Below are 19314 nucleotides of genomic sequence, written 5' to 3' on the forward strand. Positions count from 1 at the left end.
AATTAAGGGAACTGTTAATCAAAGGAGTAGTCATGGAAGAGCAATTTCAACATTTAATCGATCGTGTGAAGGAAATCCACGGCGGTGAAACCTACGTCATCACCACCCACGGATGCCAGATGAACGAACACGATTCCGAAAAAATAAAAACACTATTAAATAAGATGGGCTTTAAAGAAATTGACAGAGAAGAAGATGCCGACCTGTCGATTATCAATACCTGCTCCGTTCGCCATAGTGCGGAAGATAAAGTCATCGGCCATATCGGTCGCTTAAAACACATTAAAAAGAAAAACAAAAAGTTGAAAGTAGCGGTCTGCGGTTGCATGATGCAGCGAAAGGAATCTCGAGACTACGTACTCAATACGTTTAATCACGTGGACATCGTCTTCGGAACCAATAATATTTACCGTCTGCCCCAATTAATTTTGGAGAGCGACGACAGGAAAAATGCCGTGGTGGAAATCGACGAAAGCTACACCAATTTCGACAATCAGATTTATTCAAGAACGGCGAGCAATGCCGCTTACGTCAACATCGTGTACGGCTGCAACAATTTCTGCACCTACTGCATCGTGCCTTACACTCGGGGCCGTGAAGTATCCAGAGAACCGGAAGATATTCTCGATGAAATAAAAAATCTCGTGGCCGACGGCGTCAACGAGGTGACTCTGCTGGGACAAAATGTTAACTCCTACGGAAAAAATTTAGAAGAGAAGACCACCTTCGCCGAGCTTTTACGCATGGTACACGAGGTGGATGGAATCGACCGTATTCACTTTACCACCTCCCATCCCAAGGACATGTCCGACGACTTAATCGCCTGCTTTAAGGATCTACCGAAGCTTGCCAATTACCTGCACCTGCCCGTGCAGTCGGGATCCGATCGCGTGCTGAAGATGATGAACCGCCACTACACGCGGGAGGATTACTTTACGCTTATCGACAAAGTGCGCGCCGTCCGTCCGGACATTTCCCTTTCCACCGATATCATGGTTGGCTTTCCCGGGGAAACGGAAGAGGACTTCGAAGACACATTGGACCTGGTGAAGCGCGTTAAGTACGACAACGCCTTTACCTTTATTTACTCCCGACGGGAAGGCACAAGGGCCGACAAAATGGAAAATCAGGTGCCTAAGGAAGTAAAAGATGCGCGCTTTCAGCGTCTCTTGGACGCGGTGTATGCCATTCAAAGGGAAAAGTACGAGGCCTTACACGGTACCGTGCAGGAGGTCTTATTTGAATCGGCGAGCAAAAACGATCCGACGAAAATGAGCGGACGCACCGGAGGATTTAAATTGGTCCACGCGCCCTACGATCCCGAATACATCGGTCGCATGGCTCAGGTAAAGATTACGGGAGGCAATACATTCTCTTTAGAAGGAGAAATCGTTCATGGAAATCAGTGATTTTGAAAAATTGACGCCGGCTATGCGCCATTACGTCGAAACAAAAAACGAAAACCCCGAAGCCTTTTTGTTTTACCGCCTCGGGGATTTTTACGAGCTCTTTTTTAACGATGCCATCGTCGTTTCCGATCTACTGGACCTCACCTTAACCAAGAAAAGCGGCGGCTTGGAAGACAAGATTCCCATGTGCGGCGTGCCTTATCGCGTGGCCAATCAATACGTGAAGCGGCTGGTGAAAATGGGTTATTCCGTGAGCATTTGCGATCAAGTGGAAGATCCGAAAGAGGCGAAGGGCCTGGTGAAGAGGGAAGTCACCAAGGTCGTTACGCCGGGCACTTTTATCGACGAAGACGACACAGACGAGCCCCGCATATTGACCAGCATCGCTCAAGTGGGGAAGATCGTCGAGCTGGTGCACTGCGATTATCCTTCGGGCAAGCTGGTACTAGAGCGAAAAGTATGTTGGGACAAGCGCGAAACGGAAAGCTTTCTCGAAAAACAATTCGCCCTTTATCGTCCCACGGAGATTCTTTACGACGGTGATTTTAAAGAGAAAAAGATCATTCATAAATTGGCGCGCCGCCACTTTGTCTTAAAAACGACGGAAGTGAAGGAAAATAATCGAGCCGTTTTAGCCGATTACGCCGAATTAAATCAAAGCATCGACTTCGATAGTTTGTCCCTCGCCAATCTGCTGGCCTATTTGGAAGCGACCCAACACAGCAAGCAGAATCACCTCCATATTGCCGAGCGCAAGGACAACGACGAAACCATGGATTTGTCGGAAACCACCATTCGCAATTTGGAGCTGGTGAGCAACAGCCACAATAATCAAAAGGAGCATTCACTTTACGCCATTTTGGATCGTTGCAAGACGAAAATGGGCAGTCGCTACCTTCGCACGGCTATTTTGCATCCCTTAATGGACGCTGACGCCTTAAATGATCGTTACGATCGCATCGACGCGTTGCATAGCGATCGCATTTTATTTGACGATATTCAGGAGCAGCTGGCGGCGATTTACGACATCGATCGACTGTCCATCTACATTGCCAACGAAACCATGACGCCGAAACAGCTTCAGCGGCTGGAGAAAAGCTTGAACGCGGTGCAAGAAATCGTGCATCTCCTCGAGCAGGCAGACAGCCAAGCCTTGCTTCGGCTATTCGACGGCGTGGATCTCATGTGGGAGCTTTCGGAGCTGTTGAAAGAAACATTTGTGGAAGACGTCCCCGTTAACTTCCGCGAACAGCGCTTTATGGCCGAGGGCTTCGATGAAGAGCTTGACCGCCTCTTCGCCCTTTCCGAAAGCGGCAAGCAGTGGATTTTGCAGCTGGAGGAAAAAGAGCGGGAAGCGAGCGGCATAAAGAATTTGCGAATTAAGTACAATAAAATTCTCGGCTACTTTTTCGAGGTGTCCAAGTCTTTTGTGGATCAGGCGCCGGATCATTTCATTCGCAAACAGACCCTGGTGGGTAGTGAGCGCTTCTTCACAGAGGAATTAAAGGACAGGGAAGAGGAAATTCTTCACGCAAAAGAGCGTGCGCTTATGCGTCAGCTGGATTTGCTTGAGGGAATTCAACAAACTATTCGGTCGAAACTTTTGTCCATTCAAAAGTTATCGGAAGCCGTACAAAAGCTGGATGTGGCATGTTCACTGGCCACCGTTTCTGAGCGCTACCATTACATTCGCCCGTCCTTTAACGACAAGGGCGTGATCTCCATAAAAGGAGGCCGCCATCCCGTGGTCGAGCAGTCCATGGAGGATCCCTATATTCCCAACGACACCTATCTCGACGACGAGAAGGTGCTTCTGCAAATTATTACGGGACCGAATATGGCGGGCAAATCCACCTATATGCGGCAAGTGGCCCTGATTCAGATTATGGCTCAGATCGGCTCCTATGTGCCTGCCGATGAAGCCGATCTGCCTTTGGTGGATCAGATCTTTACCCGAATCGGTGCCTCAGACTACCTGACGCGAGGTCAATCCACTTTTATGGTAGAAATGACGGAAGTGGCGGAGATTTTACGGCTGGCTACGGCCAGGTCCTTGATTTTATTCGATGAAGTGGGCCGCGGCACCAGCACCTACGACGGCCTTTCCATCGCTTGGTCCATTATCGAATACATTTGCATGGACGTGCGGGCGAAAACTCTTTTTGCCACCCACTATTTCGAGCTCACGGAATTGGAAAAGCGCTACGACGGCATTTTAAATGTCACCGTGGCCACGGAAGAAGTGGACGATGAGATTCGCTTTTTAAGAAAGCTCGTCATCGGTCAAAGTAATTACTCCTTCGGCATCGACGTGGCAAAGCTCGCCGGCGTCAAGGAAGAAGTGATCGATCGTGCCCGCAGCGTGCTCATGCATTTGGAGTCGAAGGAAGACGGAAAAATCGTCGAGAGCGTGAAGGAAAAAAGCGTCGTCTCCGAAAAGGGACCGGATCCTTTGCGGGAGAAAATCCGCTCCATCGATATAAATCACACGACGCCCTTGGAAGCTTTGATGTTACTGGAAGCCTTAAAGGAGGATGTAGATGCCTGAAATCTATGCACTGAGCGATCAGACGATTTCTCAAATCGCCGCCGGTGAAATCATCGAAAATCCCGCCTCCATTATTAAAGAATTGGTTGAAAATGCCATAGACGCCGGTGCCGATCGGATCAGCATTCGCCTCGCGGATAATCTTCTGGACGAAATTCGCATCGCCGACAACGGCATGGGCATGGATAAGAGCCAGGTGCCCAAGGCCTTTGCCCGCCACGCCACGTCGAAGCTTCGTACCATTTCCGATCTGGATATGATTACCAGCCTGGGCTTCCGTGGCGAAGCCTTGGCGAGTATCGCAAATATCAGTGAGGTGGAATGCGTTACGAAGACGGAGGACAGCGACTTTGCTTACAAATTTTCCGTTGAAAAAGGCATCGTCTCTCGCGGTGAGCCCGTAGGGGCACCGGTAGGCACCACCATGATCGTGAGGGACATCTTTTACAACACGCCGGTGAGGAAAAAATTCCTGAACACCACGGCGAAGGAGATTCGTCGAATCGTGGAAGTCGTGGAGCTCTTAGCCTTAAGCCATCAAGACGTGTCCATTCACTTGTTGCGGATTCAAAAGACCCTTTTGCATTCCCAAAGCGCCGATAACAAGATCAATCACATCTATTCGATTTTGGGAAAAGACATTGCAAGAAATCTACTGCCGATTTCCTTTGAAACGGAATCCTACCAAATCGAAGGCTATGTCTCCAATAATTTACTTCACCGCTCGTCGCCGGATCGGGAATTTCTCTTCGTCAACGGCAGGGGAGTGAGGAGCAACGACATTGCCCAGGCCATTCGAAAGGTCTACCGTTCCTTAATTCCACTGAATCACTATCCGGTTTACGTCCTCTACATTACCATCGATCCCATATTAATCGACGTGAACATTCATCCTCAAAAGCAGACCATTCGCCTTTCCAATGAAAATCAGCTGACGACGATTTTAGAGCGTCTGGTGGAAGAAAAGCTCATGCCGAAGCGGGAAATCCCATCCGTGGACGATTTAAAAGAGGGCGCTGATAAATCAGAGACACCCGTGCCGGAGAAGACCATTTTTGAGCTCAGCAGGGAGAGAAAGCTGGAAAAAGAGGTCCCGAAGCCTAAGGCGCCTGCCTTTGTCTTGCCGAAAGATATGCCGGTAGCGGCGGAAAGCGAAAAGGATTACGATAAGGAACCGCTTCTTAGAGAATCAGTGGAAAAAGATGATGTGACAGAAGACGAAGCGCCCCATGAATCGCCGTTGGATGTAAGTCTTTACGAATTCTTGGCCGTGGTTTTTAAAACATACCTGCTCTTCGAAAACAAGCGGGACCATCGCCTTCTCGTCGTGGACCAGCACGCCGCACACGAGCGGATTCTATACGAACGCTACAGCAAGAAAATTCAGGAACATGCCGTGGCGACTCAGCTCTTGCTGGCGCCGATAACTATCCACTTAAGTCCCGAGGAGATGCAGGCGGTGGAAATGCACAGGGCGGACTACGAGCAACTGGGCATCTTTCCCGAAGTCTTTGGCGAACAGGACATCCTTATTCGCGAAGTGCCTGAGCATATTCTCATTGACGACTTCCGGCAATTTTTTCTGGACTCCATCCATCAATTGGAGGACGGCGTAAATGTCAAAGAACAAAACATTTACAAAATCATGCGCCTCGCCTGCAGAAGCGCCATTAAAGCGGGGGATGCCATCTCTGAGACGGAAGCCTACGCTCTGTTGGACGAGCTCAACGATGCAGACACGCCCTTTACATGTCCTCACGGACGGCCGACGATGATCCACGTGGAAAAACGGGCCTTTGAAAAATTATTCTTACGGGAGGGTCTATGAAGCCCTTGATTTTAATCACCGGGCCCACCGGCTCCGGCAAGTCGGATCTGTCCGTAGCTTTGGCCAAAGCGCTGAATACGGAAATTATTTCGGCGGATTCCGTTCAGGTCTATCGCGGCTTTACCATCGGAAGCGGAAAAATTACGGCCGATGAAACTGAAGGCATCGTACACCACTTAATCGACATTAAGGAACCTGAGGAATTTTATTCCGCCGCGGATTTTTACGAAGCGTCTCTGCCGATTTTTTATCGCCTGTGGGACGAGGGAAAGATTCCAGTCATCTGCGGAGGAACGGCCCTTTACATCCATAGCTTGATCTACGAGCTGGATTTTTCCAAGAAGCCTTCATCGGTTCTTCGGAACCGGTTAAATAGCCTCTACGACGAGCATGGTTTGGAATACATGGTGGAGCTTTTGAAAGAAAAAGAAGAATCCATGGCCCATGCCGTGGACTTAAACAATCCCCGCCGCGTCATTCGCGCATTAGAGCGCATCGAATCCGGCCACGTGGAAACGGAACAGCTCCGAAAGGTAAGAGAAGACGTCGACCCCCTATACATCGTATTGGATTGGGAACGTGAGGCGCTCTACGACCGCATTAACCGCCGTGTAATCAATATGGTGGAGGCGGGTCTATTCGATGAGGTAGAGAGCCTCTACAAGACCTATGGCGACGATGTCAAGCCCATGGGCTCCATCGGTTATAAAGAAGTGGTGAAGTATTTAAAAGGGGAATGGGACGAGACCACGGCCATCGAAAAAATTCAGCAGCATTCCAGAAATTTTGCAAAAAGACAAATGACCTGGTTTCGCAAGGAAGAAGATGCAATCTTCCTCCCCATGTCCGAAATGACGAGAGAAGAAGCAGTAGAAAAGATTTTAGAACTGGAGAGAGAAAAATATGGTACAGATCGCGGATTTGCAGGAGATCGAAAACAGTCTTCGTGAACCCTTCGCCGCCCTGGATGAGATTTGTCTGTTCAATCAGGAGAAAGTATTAAACGCCATGCAGTCCGTTCGTTTAGCGTCCACGGATTTCAACTGGACTACGGGCTACGGCTACGGCGACGTGAGTCGCGATAAGGTGGAGGCCGTCTATGCGGCCCTCTTTCGCACGGAAGACGCCCTGGTACGGCCCAATATAGTCTCCGGTACCCATGCCATCGCCCTTGCGATCAAGGCATTGACGTCGGCCGGAGACACTATCGTCTCCATTACCGGCACGCCCTACGACACCTTGCATAAAGTTTTGGGCACATCCGGCGACGCACCGGGCAATTTAAGATCTAAAGGCATCGACTATCGGGAGCTTCCTTTGATAGACGGCGCCATCGACTACGATGCCATCCCCGATTTCGTTCCCCACGATACGGATTTGGTGATCATGCAGCGATCCACGGGCTATTCCAACCGCCGCGCCTTTACGGTAGAGGAGCTGAAGCAGGCCGTGGATGCCGTAAGAAAAAGCTTCAACGGTATTATTTTTCTCGACAATTGCTACGGTGAGTTTACGGAAACAATCGAGCCCACGGAAGTCGGCGTCGATATTATGGCGGGCTCCCTCATTAAAAATCCCGGCGGCGGCCTGAGCCTATCCGGCGGCTACGTCGTGGGGAAGGAGGACCTTATCGAGCGGGTGGCATCGGAGCTTACGGCACCGGGCATCGGCAAAGAATGCGGCCTCACCTTCGGCCAAAGTCGTAACACGCTTATGGGCCTGTTTCTCGCACCCCACCGCGTGGCTCAGTGCATTAAGGGCGCCATGCTCTTCGCCAAAACCTTCGAATCCATGGGCTACGATTGCGTTCCCGCATCTACGGATCCCAGAAGTGACATCGTACAGTCCATTGCTCTTGAGACGCCGGATAACCTGATTCGTTTCTGCCGCACCATTCAGGCGGCCTCTCCCGTGGATTCCCATGTGACGCCTTATCCGTGGGACATGCCCGGCTACGAGGATCAGGTCATTATGGCTGCCGGCGGCTTTATCGAAGGCAGCAGCATCGAGCTGTCCGCCGACGGGCCCATGCGCCCGCCTTACCGCGTCTATTTTCAAGGCGGACTTACCTACGAACACATCAAGCTCGCCCTGATTCAAGTGCTCCGTGCCCTAAAAGAAGAAGCATAAAAAGAACCCCGAGAACTTCCGACGGAAGGGAAGCTCGGGGTCTTTTTTATTACGAATAGACGGCGAGTAAGCGCTTAGATTCCAATTCAGTTAAAGGATTGATAAATTTCTTATTTACTTCTAACTCAAATTCAATACAATTATGATTATTTAATTCAAGACCATGATCTTTTCTAGATTTTTTTCCTTCCGACTTTGTAGATATTGTTTCTTTTCCCCTAAATAAATCTAGAAAAGAAACAGCATTTGATGCATTATCTTTAACATAAATTCCATATTCTCCATCATCCGGAATAGTAAACTTTACCTCATCTTCTGGGCTTTCTAAACCCTTTTTTATAGGAGCACCATAATCATTATAGCCCCAGCCAACGTTAATATCTTCGGCAGGCAAAATACCTACTTCTAAATCGCTTCCTTTTAAAGACTTAAACTTAATGACTACGATATCACCTTTTTTCCACTTTTCTCTAGCAAAAGTAGCTACACTTCCTTTTAACAAGCGGATTTGAAAATCCGTAGATCCTTTTGTATCTCTAGATTCTACTAAAAAATTCTTGCTTGAAAAACATTTTGCATCGTTGCTATTTTTCGCAGCCATTACTACATTCGGACTAAAAACTAATGCAAAAAGCAAAAGTGCTATTGAAATTTTTTTTATATTCTTCATTTAATTTCCTCCTATGCCTTTATTACACTGTTCACACTCAAATTTATCAAAACCAAATAGTGTATAAATACATGTATTTAGTTTGTTTGCAATTTCAATTGCCACTGAAATTGTAGCTTGAGCCTCACCACGTTCCAAAAGACTAATGTATTGTCTTGTTACACTTAACTCATAGGCTAATTCTCGTTGAGTTAATCCTTTTTCTTTCCTAATTTGTTTTATTCTATTTCCCAAAATATTTTGAACCTACCTATCTAACATTCTCAATTTAACTTTACTGTAGCATATTCCTTTTCATGATGCAATTATATTTGCAAAATTGTTAGAATTTATCAAAGTCCTCTTTTATAGCTACTTACCAACACTTGAACTTGTTTTTCGAATCGGTATCATAGCCCTAAAAAAAGCCGTCGAAAAAAGCTCGGCGGCAAAAAACAAATTCTAGAAAAGGCGATAAAGACCGATTACGCGGCCCAGTATTTTTAAATCATCGACATAAATAGGATCCATGGTGCTGTTTTCCGGTTGAAGGCGGAAGCGGCGATTGGCTTCGTCGCGATAAAAAGTTTTTATCGTGGCCTCGTCTTCGATCAGCGCCAAGATAATCTCGCCCTCTCTGGCGGTGGAGGTAGGTTCGATCAACACCTGATCGCCGTCTAAAATGCCGACGTCGATCATGCTTTCGCCCTGAACCGTTAAAAAGAAGAGATTGCGATCGTTAACGAAGTCCGTGGCCATAGGCACCGTATCGGAAATATTTTCAGATGCTAAAATAGGCAAGCCCGCGGCAACACGCCCTAAAATGGGAATGTCCGTGGTTTTCTTTTTTGCCGATAGAAAATCGTCGTCTTGATGAATGACCTCGATGGCGCGGTTAATGGTGGCGCCGCGGCGAATATAATTTTTCAGCTCCAGCTTTTCTAAATTGGAGTGAACCGTCGAGGTGCTTTTGATATTACAGCCATTACAGATTTCGCGAATAGAAGGGGGGTAGCCCTTGGAGTCGATAAAGCGTTTAATATAAAAGAGAATTTCCATTTCCCGTTTTTCAAGATCTTCATACATAAATTCAATCGCTCCTTTTCATGAAGTATGTTTAGTATATCAGAGACGAACAAACATTTCAAACATACATTCAAAAAAGCTTGACACAGAACAACTGTTCAGATAAAATATGAACAAACGTACGAACAGACATTCGAATAAATGATCGAAAATAAATTGCATGGAGGTCTAAAATGAAAAGGGATAAAAGCATGCAAAGACAAAATCACAAAAATTTACAACTCTCTCATCGGATTATTAAAAATAGAAAGCGACTCCGTCTGCTGCCGATTATTATTCTTTTACTTATGAGTATAATGGGGACCACGGTGCCGAAGCATCGTTCAAATACTTACCAAGTGCAAGAGGAGTACCTGGTGCAGCCCGGCGACACCCTGTGGTCCATCGCAACGAACTATGCCGAGCACGGCGACGATTTGCGCCTCATGATCGATCGCATGGTGGAAGCCAATCACTTAGGCGACGATTGCGCACTCAAGCCGGGCGACAAAATCATCGTCGTACTGGATGAACGGGAGCTTCCGTTATAGATTTATAGAGAGACTTTGAGATCTCGATCCCATCACGGAAGATAAACATCAAATCCAAATAAATACGGAATAAAAAAAGGCGACTTCGGTCGTCTTTTTTAGTGAGATGGAAGGGATGGAGCAGAGCGATCATAAATCCATAGCCACAAATATTTAGTCACAAAATAAAGATTTTGTGACTAAATGCGTCGTTTTAAAGAAAGAACGATTCGGGGGTTATTTAAAGCCCTTTAAGAGGCGTTCACGTCCTCTACATGTGACCTTAGGAGCTTTCTATTTTTATTTTAAGATCTTAGGTTTGATTACGTATTTGATCTGTAATTTTATTTCTGAGTCGATTTTAAAAGTTTGTAATTTGATTCCGATGTTTTCTTTAAAACTTTAAATGGTCGAGATTCATATATATCGGTTACTATTTATAGATTACATTGACGGTATCCTATTTCGATGCTTGTTGCCGTCAATGCCACTCATCAATGGCCTCCGGTATATCTATTTGAATCACAGCGCATATCTTCAGTTAAAGTCTGAAAAATGACGTCGTAGAATCGAAATAGCAGGCTTTTTAGGTTTAAATCATATAACTGCATGGAAGAAACACAAAGTCTCTTAAAAGGCCTTTAATAGCCTGTAAAGACGTAATAGCCCGAATTATGGTATGAAGAAGCATTTACAGGCATGTAAAGCCGACTTATAGGCGATTGTATCGAACGATCTGTGAGCATTGATACAAAAATTCGAACCGTATGTTCGAACATGCGTTTATATCATTCCTTAGACTCATTTTCTTTTTCAGCATCCTCTAACATTTTTTCCACGTCTTCAATATTCGCCAAAGGGTTTTGATTCATGGTATGGCGAATGTCTTCCAGGTTCACGTGAGTATAAATTTGCGTCGTGGAAATGGATTCGTGTCCCAGGATCTCCTGCAGGGATTTTAAATCCTCGTCGCCGAATTGATACATTAAGGTGGCTGCCGTGTGGCGCAATTTATGCACGGTATATTTCCGCGTGTCGAAGCCGGCGTTTTTTAAATGTTTCTCCAACATATGCTGAATGGAACGATTGCTCATTCGTGTCTTGCGCATACTTAAAAACAGCGGCTCCTCGTCTGCCAAGCCTTCGGCCTTGCGGGCGAATAAATAAGCGTCGATGGAGCGTTCCACATTGTCGTTTAAGTAAACCAGCCGCTCCTTGGAGCCCTTGCCGATAATGCGTAAGGTGCGATCCTTGTTTAGATCCTTTACATTTAAGGAAGCGAGCTCGCTGAGCCGCAGGCCGCAATTTAAAAAGAGCATGGCTATGGCATAGTCCCTAAGGCGAAAGATGTTCTTTTGTTTAAAGTTCTGAATACTGCGGAGCAGCCGGATAGACTCCTCCAGGGTTAAGTAAACGGGAAGGGATTTTTCCATTTTAGGCATATCGATATTTTCCGAGGGATTTTTTTCCAGGACATCCACCTTATAGGTCAGATAATCGAAAAAGGAGCGCACGGAAGAAATCTTTCGAAATTTCGTACGGCTATTGTTTTTCCGCTCCCGGTCTAAATAGGAAATATAGGCGTAAATATCCGATTTTTCGATTTTTCTGAGAAGTTCGCCGTCGACGGCATCGATGTCCACCTCGTCTAAAGATTCCACGGCGAGGCCCTCTTTTCTTACGCGCATGTAGCGGAGGAATTGGCGTACATCGTAAAAATATTCTTTAACCGTGCCTTCGCTTCGGCCTCTGGCGGCGCGCATATAGTTTAAGTAGTCGTCCAATATATTTGCCCGAATCATGTTTCACCTCTTAACTATCATAGCAAAGAAAGCAAGAAAAAACCTGCCCGTAGGCAGGTTTTTTTATTTGGCGTATTCGATGGCACGGGTTTCGCGGATCACATTGACTTTGATCTGTCCCGGGAAATCCAGCTGCGCTTCGATTTCGTTGGCTATGTTTCGAGCCGTGGTTACCATGTGAGCCTCGTCGATTTCCTTGGGCTTCACGATGATACGCAGTTCACGTCCGGCTTGAACGGCATAGGATTTTTCGATGCCTTCGAAACCGGTGGCGATTTCTTCCAATTGTTCCAGTCGCTTAATGTAGTTTTCGATGGTTTCACGTCGTGCACCGGGTCGAGCCGCGCTAATGGCGTCGGCCGCCTGTACTAAGACGGATTCCAGAGAATTGAATTCTACATCGCCGTGGTGAGCCTCGATGCCGTTAATGACGGCTTCGGGTTCCTTGTAACGTCGCGCAAGTTCCACGCCTAATTCCACATGGGGTCCTTCCACTTCGTGGTCGATGGATTTACCCAAATCGTGGAGCAGACCGGCGCGTCTCGCCAATTTCGAATCGATACCGATCTCTTCGGCCAAGTAGCCGGCGATTTTCGATACTTCCACGGAATGGCGCAGACAGTTTTGTCCAAAGCTGGTACGGAATTTCAGTCGGCCCAGGTACTTCACCAGCTCAGGGTGAAGACCGTGAACGCCTGCTTCAAAGGCAGCTTCTTCGCCGCTTTCTTTGATGATCTCGTCCACTTCCTGTCTCGCCTTTTCCACCGTATCCTCGATACGCGTCGGGTGGATCCGTCCGTCAAGGACCAATTTTTCCAAAGCGACGCGGGCAATTTCCCGGCGAATGGGATTAAAGGATGAAACGACTACCGCTTCCGGCGTGTCGTCGATAATCAAGTCGACGCCGGTCAAGGCTTCGATGGCGCGAATGTTTCGTCCCTCTCTGCCGATAATGCGTCCCTTCATTTCGTCGTTGGGAAGATTGACCACAGACACCGTCGTCTCGGCGACCTCGTCGGCTGCAATCCGTTGAATGGCGTGGACAATGACGTCTTGAGCGATCTTTTTGCTCTCATCCTTAATGTGGCGTTCGTATTCTCTGATTTTCACAGCCGATTCCTGAGTCAACTCATTTTCCAATTCGTTGAGCAGAATCTGCTTCGCTTCTTCCTTCGATAGTCCGGAGATCCGTTGAATTTCTTCGGATTTCTTTTCTACCAATTCGTCGATCAGGTCTTCCTTTTCTTGAATGCGATTTTGTTGATCGAAAATTTGGCTTTCCTTTTTTTCCAAGGTCGCACTTTTCGATTGAAGCAAATCTTCCTTCGAATTCAAACGATCTTCATAGCGTTGGAGTTCGCTTTTCCGAGCATCGCTTTCCTGTTGGACCGTATCCCGAAGCTTGTGAATTTCCTCTTTCGCTTGGAATAAAATATCGCGTTTATTGTTTTCGGCTTCACGTTCCGCTTCAATAATGATATTCTTGGCTAATTCTTCTGCACGGTTGATTTTTCCTTCAGCCGATGACTTACGTATAAAATAACCAATAGCTACTCCGAGGATTCCAATTACCAATGCCCCTATAATAGGTACCAAATATGCGGGCATATGGAACACCTCCTTATTTAGTTTTCATGATTCAAATGGTATAAACCACTTGTTTATTATATCATAGTTCGAAACTTTTGTTTGATGATTTAACCTATTACTAAAATTTGCCACAAAAAAAGCCGCTTAGGACAGCGGCCCCTTTACGATAGCCTGTTCGTCGGCATCGTCGATTAATTCCGTCACCTCGCTGATGCCGTTTCGTATGTCCACGCGAAAGGCTTTGTCACAAATGTTGGTCAGGTAGTCGTTATGAGTGACCATAATGATTTGTCGAGAAAAAAGGCGAGAGCATTCCTTTAAAAATTCGCCCATGTTAAAAATATAATCGTCGCTTATGTGCTTGCCGGGCTCGTCGAGAAAGAGAGGCCCGTCCATTTTCGGCCGATGATTTTCCAAAAATGCGATGCGAAGGGCGAGACTGACGATATCCACCACGCCGCCGCCCCGACTTAATTCCGGCTTCGTCTTAACTTTGTAGTCGCCGTAGTCGGACTCCACAAAAAATTCCGCAATGGGCAGACCCCGTTTTTCAGAGAGATCGACGATAAACCTCGAGCTGTTTTGCATAATATAGGCGATGGATTGAGTGACGATGTCTTCGATTTGGTGGGTCGCCTGATTTCTCGAAAAATCCGCGGCCTTTTGAAGGAGAAACACGACGCCGTTCAGCTTCGTCTCCTCCCCTTCTACTTCTCTTATCTCGCCCTTCTTTTTTTCAATCTGCTCTTTGATCGAATCCCGTATGCCCTCTTGGCGGCTAACATCCTTTGAAAATTTTTCAAAGCGATGGTTAATTTCTTCGTAGGTCATGACCGATCCTCGGGCAAGAGTTTTTCCGCCTCATCCAACAAGCGAAGGATCTCCCCTTCCATCCGTTCAATTTCTTCCTCCAAGGTGTCGGGATTAAAGCCTAGGGCCTTGATTTTTGCGTTTAGCTCCTTCTCTTCCCTTTCCAGCTCTTCCATGCGCCATTCCGCGCGCTTTCTCGTGTCCTTGGCCTGCTCGTAACGTTTGTTTAAATCGCTAATCCGTTGTTCTAAGTTCATCTAATCCTCCAAACTATGCTTAATGGCGTGAAGCGCCTTATCGTCAATGGTCTGCTTGCACAAGGGACAAGTGCCTGCGTGGGAGAGGCAGTCGAGATAAGCGTTCATAGCCTGCCGATCGCCCTCGATCAAATGCTTTAAATCCACTGCCGTTTTATTTTTCTCATCCCTTAATCGCCTTTGGTCGTTTTTTAATGACTCAATGGATTGTTCTTTCTCCATCATTTCAGCTATTTGAGTATTTAATAGGGCCAATTGGTCCAGCTGATCGAATCGAGTGAGAAACTGTGCCCCCTTTTCCATTCGAAGCTTTAATTCCTTAAAGGCAGCAAGGGTACGGCTATAGTCGCAAAATGAAACGTATTTTTCCCGAAGGTTCATGGCCTCCACGTCAAAAACGCCTTTCGTTTCCCGCAAAATGATTCCATTGGTTCTCTCTGCCTCGCGAATGGATTGCATGCGATTAAAATCGGGCAAGATACCGTCGTATGTAGCTTTTAATTTCGCCAATTGCGTTAAACTCGACTCCAGCGCATTGACATTTTCATAGAGTGACAAAAGGGCCTTCGTTTCCTTTCGGCCTTTCTGATTTTGTAAAAAGAGATCGAAAAGCAAGCGCTCGTTTCTGTAATGCTCGACGTTTCGCTGCAGGTGCATCAGCTTGTTTCGGAGCTCGTCCAACACGGCGTAACGAGCTATGGCATCCTTTGTCAGGGCGCGATCTTGATTTATATCCCTCAGTGCTTCGGCGAAAGCTTTCGCCGTCTCCGCCTTTTCCTTTAGCTCCGAAACAGAGCACAGAAGCTTTTCGACCCTTTCGCGCAAGACTATTTGATCGTCTAAATCGGAAAAGGCCTCCAGGGACTTCTCCGTTTCCTCGAGATCTTTTTCCATTAATTCGCGGCGAAGGGAGATCTGTTTCTTATCCCGCAAAGTGTCGCGCATGGTTTCGTCTAAAAGATCGACGCCCACCATTCGGCCGATGGCCTGCGCTTTATAAGCGTCGGTTTCCTGAAGCAAAAAGGGGCCGTCCAGCTGATCGGAAAAGTTTAAGGGCAAGGACTTTTTGTCGTCCAGCATGATTTTTTTGATGCCGATGGCCTCTTCGATTTCCTTCGGCACATTCTTCCCGAAGCCTTCAAAGATCAGTTCCTCTTCGTCGGGCCGGCGCAAAATGTATTGATTCTTTGAACGACTGCGACGTCGCTCCACCTCCACGTGGTTTTGAAAGCGTACGGTAACGGAAACCTCCGATTCCCCTTCACGAACGAATTCCACGCCGGAAGGGTCGTTAAACATATTCCAGCGCAGGGCGCGCATGATGGCGGTCTTTCCGCTGTCGGAAGGGCCTACGATGACGTTGACGCCGCGGGAAAGGCTGAGCTCGGAGTAGACGTGGGATTGAAAATTGACGAGAATAATCTTTTCTATAAAATTCAAATGCCGCTCCTCCTCTCCTGTACTTGAGCGATGCGTGCCATAGCCTCCTCTTTGATTGCCGGATCCAATTTTTCGTTGGCGGAAATATCGGCAAGCAAATCGAAGAAATTAATGCGGTCGTAATTGCCCGTGCGGTCGATGGACTCCTTGAACTCGGCCAACTCTCTGCGCTTAAATTTGTGCATCTCGATTTCCGTTCGGTCCAAAACCTCCGATCCGGGTCGCGCGGATTTTAAATAGCGCTCCGTGATGGTGGCGTTGTTTTTCTTCACGTCGATAAGTAAAATTTTCGGACGCCTCTTAAGCTCCGTCATGGAGTTTGAAATTCGCACGATGGCGCCTGGATTGGCGAACACCTTCCCCTCGACCTCTGTCGTCGGAAAACCGTCGTGTAGGTGGCCGGATAAGGTCAGATCCGCCTTGGTGTCCAAAATATCGTCGATAAGGGTGTTGGAAAACATGGCCTTCACATTGCCGGACATTAAGAAGCCGTGGACCAGGTGGATGGCATAATCCGCCGAAGGATCCCGCTCATCGAGCACATAGAGAGCGCGGTTTTCCTCACGGTCGATGCCGTAAATATAGGGAGAGCCGCTTAATTGCACGGTGGTCTCTTCGTCTTTTAAGAGAAGCCGCTGATTGTTAATTAAGTGAATGATCCCCAGCGTATCCAAAAGGCCCATCATGGTCCTTGGCAAGGTGATGGGATTGTGGCCGTAAATATCGTGATTGCCGCTAATAGCATAAATCGGCGCCTGAAAGCTTTTTAAAATCGGAATGATTTCGTTCATAACCGAAATCGAAACGTCCGGTCGATCGAAAAGGTCGCCTCCATGTAAAACGGAGTGGACCTTTTCTTCGGCGGCGATGGATTGAATCTCCTGTAATTTAATTTTGACCGTATGGAAAAACGAATCCGTTCTGGATTTCGGATTCGTTCCTCGAATGTGACTGTCTGTGAAGTACAGGAATTTCAAATTTTATTCCTCCTCGGAGGGCACGCCTTCGTTGTTTTCCTTGTTCTCGCCCATATGGTAATGAATGCGAACTTTTTCGTCGATATCATTTAACAGATCCGGATTTTCCAGCAAATAGGCCTTGGAATTTTCACGACCCTGACCGAGCTTTGCATCGCCGTAGCTGAACCAGGAGCCGGATTTTTCAATAATGCCCGCTTCCACGGCGGCATCCAGAACGGAGCCCACTTTTGAAATGCCCGTGCCGTACATAATGTCGAACTCGGCTTTCTTGAAGGGCGGCGCTACCTTGTTCTTAACGACTTTCACGCGAACGCGATTACCGATAATTTCATCGCCCTTCTTCAAGCTGTCGATGCGGCGAATATCCATGCGCACGGTGGTAAAGAATTTAAGGGCGCGGCCGCCTGTGGTCGTTTCGGGATTGCCGAACATAACGCCGATTTTTTCGCGCAGCTGATTGATGAAGATAACGGAGGCCTTGGATTTGCTGATGGCGCCGGTGAGCTTTCTTAAGCCTTGGCTCATGAGGCGAGCCTGAAGACCCATGTGGCTGTCGCCCATTTCCCCTTCGATTTCCGCCTTCGGAACCAGTGCGGCTACGGAGTCCACGACGATTATATCGACGGCGTTGCTGCGAACCAGGCTTTCCGTGATTTCGAGAGCCTGTTCCCCTGTGTCCGGTTGAGAGATAATTAAATTTTCCGTGTCCACGCCTAGATTTTTGCTGTACTGAGGATCCAGGGCGTGCTCCGCATCGATAAAGGCTGCCGTTCCGCCGAGCTTTTGAGCTTCGGCGATCATGTGCAGAGCCAGTGTCGTCTTCCCGGAGGATTCGGGACCGTAAATTTCGATGATCCGTCCTCTGGGAATGCCGCCGATCCCAAGGGCCACATCTAAGCTTAAGGAGCCTGTGGGAATCGACTCTATATTTAAATTGGCATTTTCGCCGAGACGCATAATGGCGCCTTTGCCGTATTCCTTTTCGATTTTAGCGATGGCATCGTCTAATGCTCTTTTTCTACTTTCGTCCATGTCCCTCTCCTAACTCATGTAATAAAATCCGCGCCAAAATGTATTTCGAGCTGCGATATTGAATGGTGTTTCGATCGCCCTTAAACATTCGGCTTTCCCGCACAACTTCTTCTCCGTCTTTTCGTATGGAATAAATAACCGTGCCTACCTCTTTCCCCGTGGCCGATGTGGGGCCGGCTTCTCCTGTGGTGGCGACGCAGTAACGGCTCTTCGTTTTTTCGTAAAGTCCGCGACTCATTTCCGTCGCCACGGCTTCAGAAACCACCGTGTCTTTCGAAAAGGTCTTCGGATCAACTGCCAATAGCTTTTCCTTCACGGAGTCGCTATAGGTTATATAGCTTTCGTGGAGCACATTGCTCGCTCCCGCCACCGAAGTGATCATATGGGCCATCTGTCCTCCGGTTACCGATTCGGCGAAGCTGATGGTCATCTTCTCTTGCGTAAGACAATCCACCAATGTTTCGAAGACATCTCTTTCGCCGTCGCCGTAAATGAACTCGGCAAAGAGCTCGCGAAGGGCGCGAATAGCCTCGGCGTGTTCCTTTTCGATTTCAGCAGCCTCCGCCTCGTCCTCGGCATGGGCGATGACCTTGATTTCCACTTCACCGGTCTTGGCAAAGGTGTTGATCTCTACCCGATCCGTTTCGATTTGCGCCGCTCTGAACATGGATTCACATTTCGATTCGCCGATATTGACCAGGCGCAACGACGTGATGAAGTTTTTTCCGTGAACGGGCTTCAGGTAATTGGCCACAATGTCGTCCGCCATAGGCTCAAACTCCCGCGGCGGCCCCGGCAGCATGAAGAATTGCTTGCCCTCGTAGTTCAGCATACATCCCGGTGCCGTTCCCTTTGGATTGGGAATGACCACGGCGCCTTCGGGAAATTCCGCCTGCCGCTTGTTGTTTTCCGTAATATGCTTTGAAAAGCTCATGGACACATGGCGAATGTAATCCCACTGTTTTTCATCGAAAATAAGTTCCAAATCCAGGGCATGGGCCAAGGCCTGCTTCGTCATATCGTCCTGCGTGGGCCCTAAGCCGCCGCATAGAAAAATAACGTCAGAACGGGTCAAGGCGATATCAATGGCGTCTCTAATGGCTTCGTACTTGTCCCTAACCGAAGCGTGATAGCAGACGTCGTAGCCCTCGTCGGTGAGCTTCCTCGACAAGTAGGGACCGTTGGTATTTAAAATGGAACCGATGAGAATTTCGGTCCCTATGGTTATAATCTCAGCTTTCATA

The 19314-nt window shown here is 47.7% G+C and carries 17 protein-coding genes; 6 read left to right on the forward strand and 11 right to left on the reverse strand.

What is annotated here, in order from left to right:
- Positions 1-32 precede the first annotated feature (32 nt).
- The 5 genes from miaB to BQ7397_RS05810 are packed head-to-tail and all read left to right on the forward strand — an operon-like array spanning position 33 to position 7915.
- Positions 33-1409, forward strand: coding sequence for a tRNA (N6-isopentenyl adenosine(37)-C2)-methylthiotransferase MiaB (miaB, locus tag BQ7397_RS05790; protein WP_077075167.1), 1377 nt, complete (start codon positions 33-35; stop codon positions 1407-1409).
- Positions 1396-3957, forward strand: coding sequence for a DNA mismatch repair protein MutS (mutS, locus tag BQ7397_RS05795; protein WP_077075168.1), 2562 nt, complete (start codon positions 1396-1398; stop codon positions 3955-3957). Before miaB ends, mutS begins: the two co-directional genes overlap by 14 nt.
- The gene (gene mutL, locus BQ7397_RS05800) at positions 3950-5785 is read left to right on the forward strand and encodes a DNA mismatch repair endonuclease MutL (protein ID WP_077075169.1); all 1836 of its coding nucleotides are present in this window, start codon (positions 3950-3952) and stop codon (positions 5783-5785) included. Before mutS ends, mutL begins: the two co-directional genes overlap by 8 nt.
- Positions 5782-6735, forward strand: coding sequence for a tRNA (adenosine(37)-N6)-dimethylallyltransferase MiaA (miaA, locus tag BQ7397_RS05805; protein WP_077075170.1), 954 nt, complete (start codon positions 5782-5784; stop codon positions 6733-6735). Before mutL ends, miaA begins: the two co-directional genes overlap by 4 nt.
- Complete coding sequence (locus BQ7397_RS05810) at positions 6689-7915, forward strand: methionine gamma-lyase family protein (protein ID WP_077075171.1); 1227 nt, start codon at positions 6689-6691, stop codon at positions 7913-7915. Before miaA ends, BQ7397_RS05810 begins: the two co-directional genes overlap by 47 nt.
- Positions 7916-7964: 49 nt before the next feature.
- Here the strand turns inward: BQ7397_RS05810 and BQ7397_RS05815 are convergent, their stop codons facing one another.
- The 3 genes from BQ7397_RS05815 to lexA all read right to left on the reverse strand — a co-directional run bounded on the left by BQ7397_RS05815 (position 7965) and on the right by lexA (position 9650).
- Entirely contained in the window at positions 7965-8585 is a 621-nt protein-coding gene (locus tag BQ7397_RS05815) for a hypothetical protein (RefSeq protein WP_077075172.1), read from the reverse strand.
- The gene (locus BQ7397_RS05820; RefSeq protein ID WP_077075173.1) at positions 8586-8819 is read right to left on the reverse strand and encodes a helix-turn-helix transcriptional regulator; all 234 of its coding nucleotides are present in this window, start codon (positions 8817-8819) and stop codon (positions 8586-8588) included.
- Between the two features lie 207 nt (positions 8820-9026).
- Positions 9027-9650, reverse strand: coding sequence for a transcriptional repressor LexA (gene lexA, locus BQ7397_RS05825; protein WP_077075174.1), 624 nt, complete (start codon positions 9648-9650; stop codon positions 9027-9029).
- Positions 9651-9823: 173 nt separating this feature from the next.
- Between lexA and BQ7397_RS05830 the strand changes: the two genes are divergently transcribed.
- Entirely contained in the window at positions 9824-10180 is a 357-nt protein-coding gene (locus tag BQ7397_RS05830) for a LysM peptidoglycan-binding domain-containing protein (RefSeq protein ID WP_077075175.1), read from the forward strand.
- A gap of 767 nt (positions 10181-10947) precedes the next feature.
- Here BQ7397_RS05830 and BQ7397_RS05835 read toward each other — a convergent pair.
- From BQ7397_RS05835 to BQ7397_RS05870, 8 genes are all read right to left on the reverse strand, one after another.
- Positions 10948-11961: a tyrosine recombinase XerC gene (locus BQ7397_RS05835; RefSeq protein WP_077075176.1), complete on the reverse strand. Its 1014-nt coding sequence runs from the start codon at positions 11959-11961 to the stop codon at positions 10948-10950.
- A gap of 63 nt (positions 11962-12024) precedes the next feature.
- Positions 12025-13569 carry a ribonuclease Y gene (gene rny, locus BQ7397_RS05840; RefSeq protein WP_077075177.1) on the reverse strand — a complete coding sequence of 515 codons (1545 nt, stop codon included), beginning with the start codon at positions 13567-13569 and terminating at the stop codon, positions 12025-12027.
- 126 nt (positions 13570-13695) lie between these two features.
- Positions 13696-14382: an AAA family ATPase gene (locus BQ7397_RS05845; RefSeq protein WP_077075178.1), complete on the reverse strand. Its 687-nt coding sequence runs from the start codon at positions 14380-14382 to the stop codon at positions 13696-13698.
- On the reverse strand, positions 14379-14618 hold the full coding sequence (locus BQ7397_RS05850; RefSeq protein ID WP_077075179.1) for a hypothetical protein: 240 nt from the start codon (positions 14616-14618) through the stop codon (positions 14379-14381). The genes BQ7397_RS05845 and BQ7397_RS05850 overlap by 4 nt, the downstream gene beginning before the upstream one ends.
- Positions 14619-16058 carry an AAA family ATPase gene (locus BQ7397_RS05855; protein WP_077075180.1) on the reverse strand — a complete coding sequence of 480 codons (1440 nt, stop codon included), beginning with the start codon at positions 16056-16058 and terminating at the stop codon, positions 14619-14621.
- Positions 16055-17035, reverse strand: coding sequence for a metallophosphoesterase family protein (locus tag BQ7397_RS05860; RefSeq protein ID WP_077075181.1), 981 nt, complete (start codon positions 17033-17035; stop codon positions 16055-16057). The genes BQ7397_RS05855 and BQ7397_RS05860 overlap by 4 nt, the downstream gene beginning before the upstream one ends.
- Before the next feature lie 3 nt (positions 17036-17038).
- Positions 17039-18070 (reverse strand): recombinase RecA, encoded by a 1032-nt coding sequence (recA, locus tag BQ7397_RS05865; RefSeq protein WP_077075182.1) that lies wholly within the window; start codon positions 18068-18070, stop codon positions 17039-17041.
- Complete coding sequence (locus tag BQ7397_RS05870; protein ID WP_077075183.1) at positions 18057-19313, reverse strand: competence/damage-inducible protein A; 1257 nt, start codon at positions 19311-19313, stop codon at positions 18057-18059. The genes recA and BQ7397_RS05870 overlap by 14 nt, the downstream gene beginning before the upstream one ends.
- Position 19314: the final 1 nt, after the last annotated feature.

Origin of the sequence: Aedoeadaptatus urinae, from assembly GCF_900155585.1 — a bacterium.
GTDB lineage: Bacteria > Bacillota > Clostridia > Tissierellales > Peptoniphilaceae > Aedoeadaptatus > Aedoeadaptatus urinae.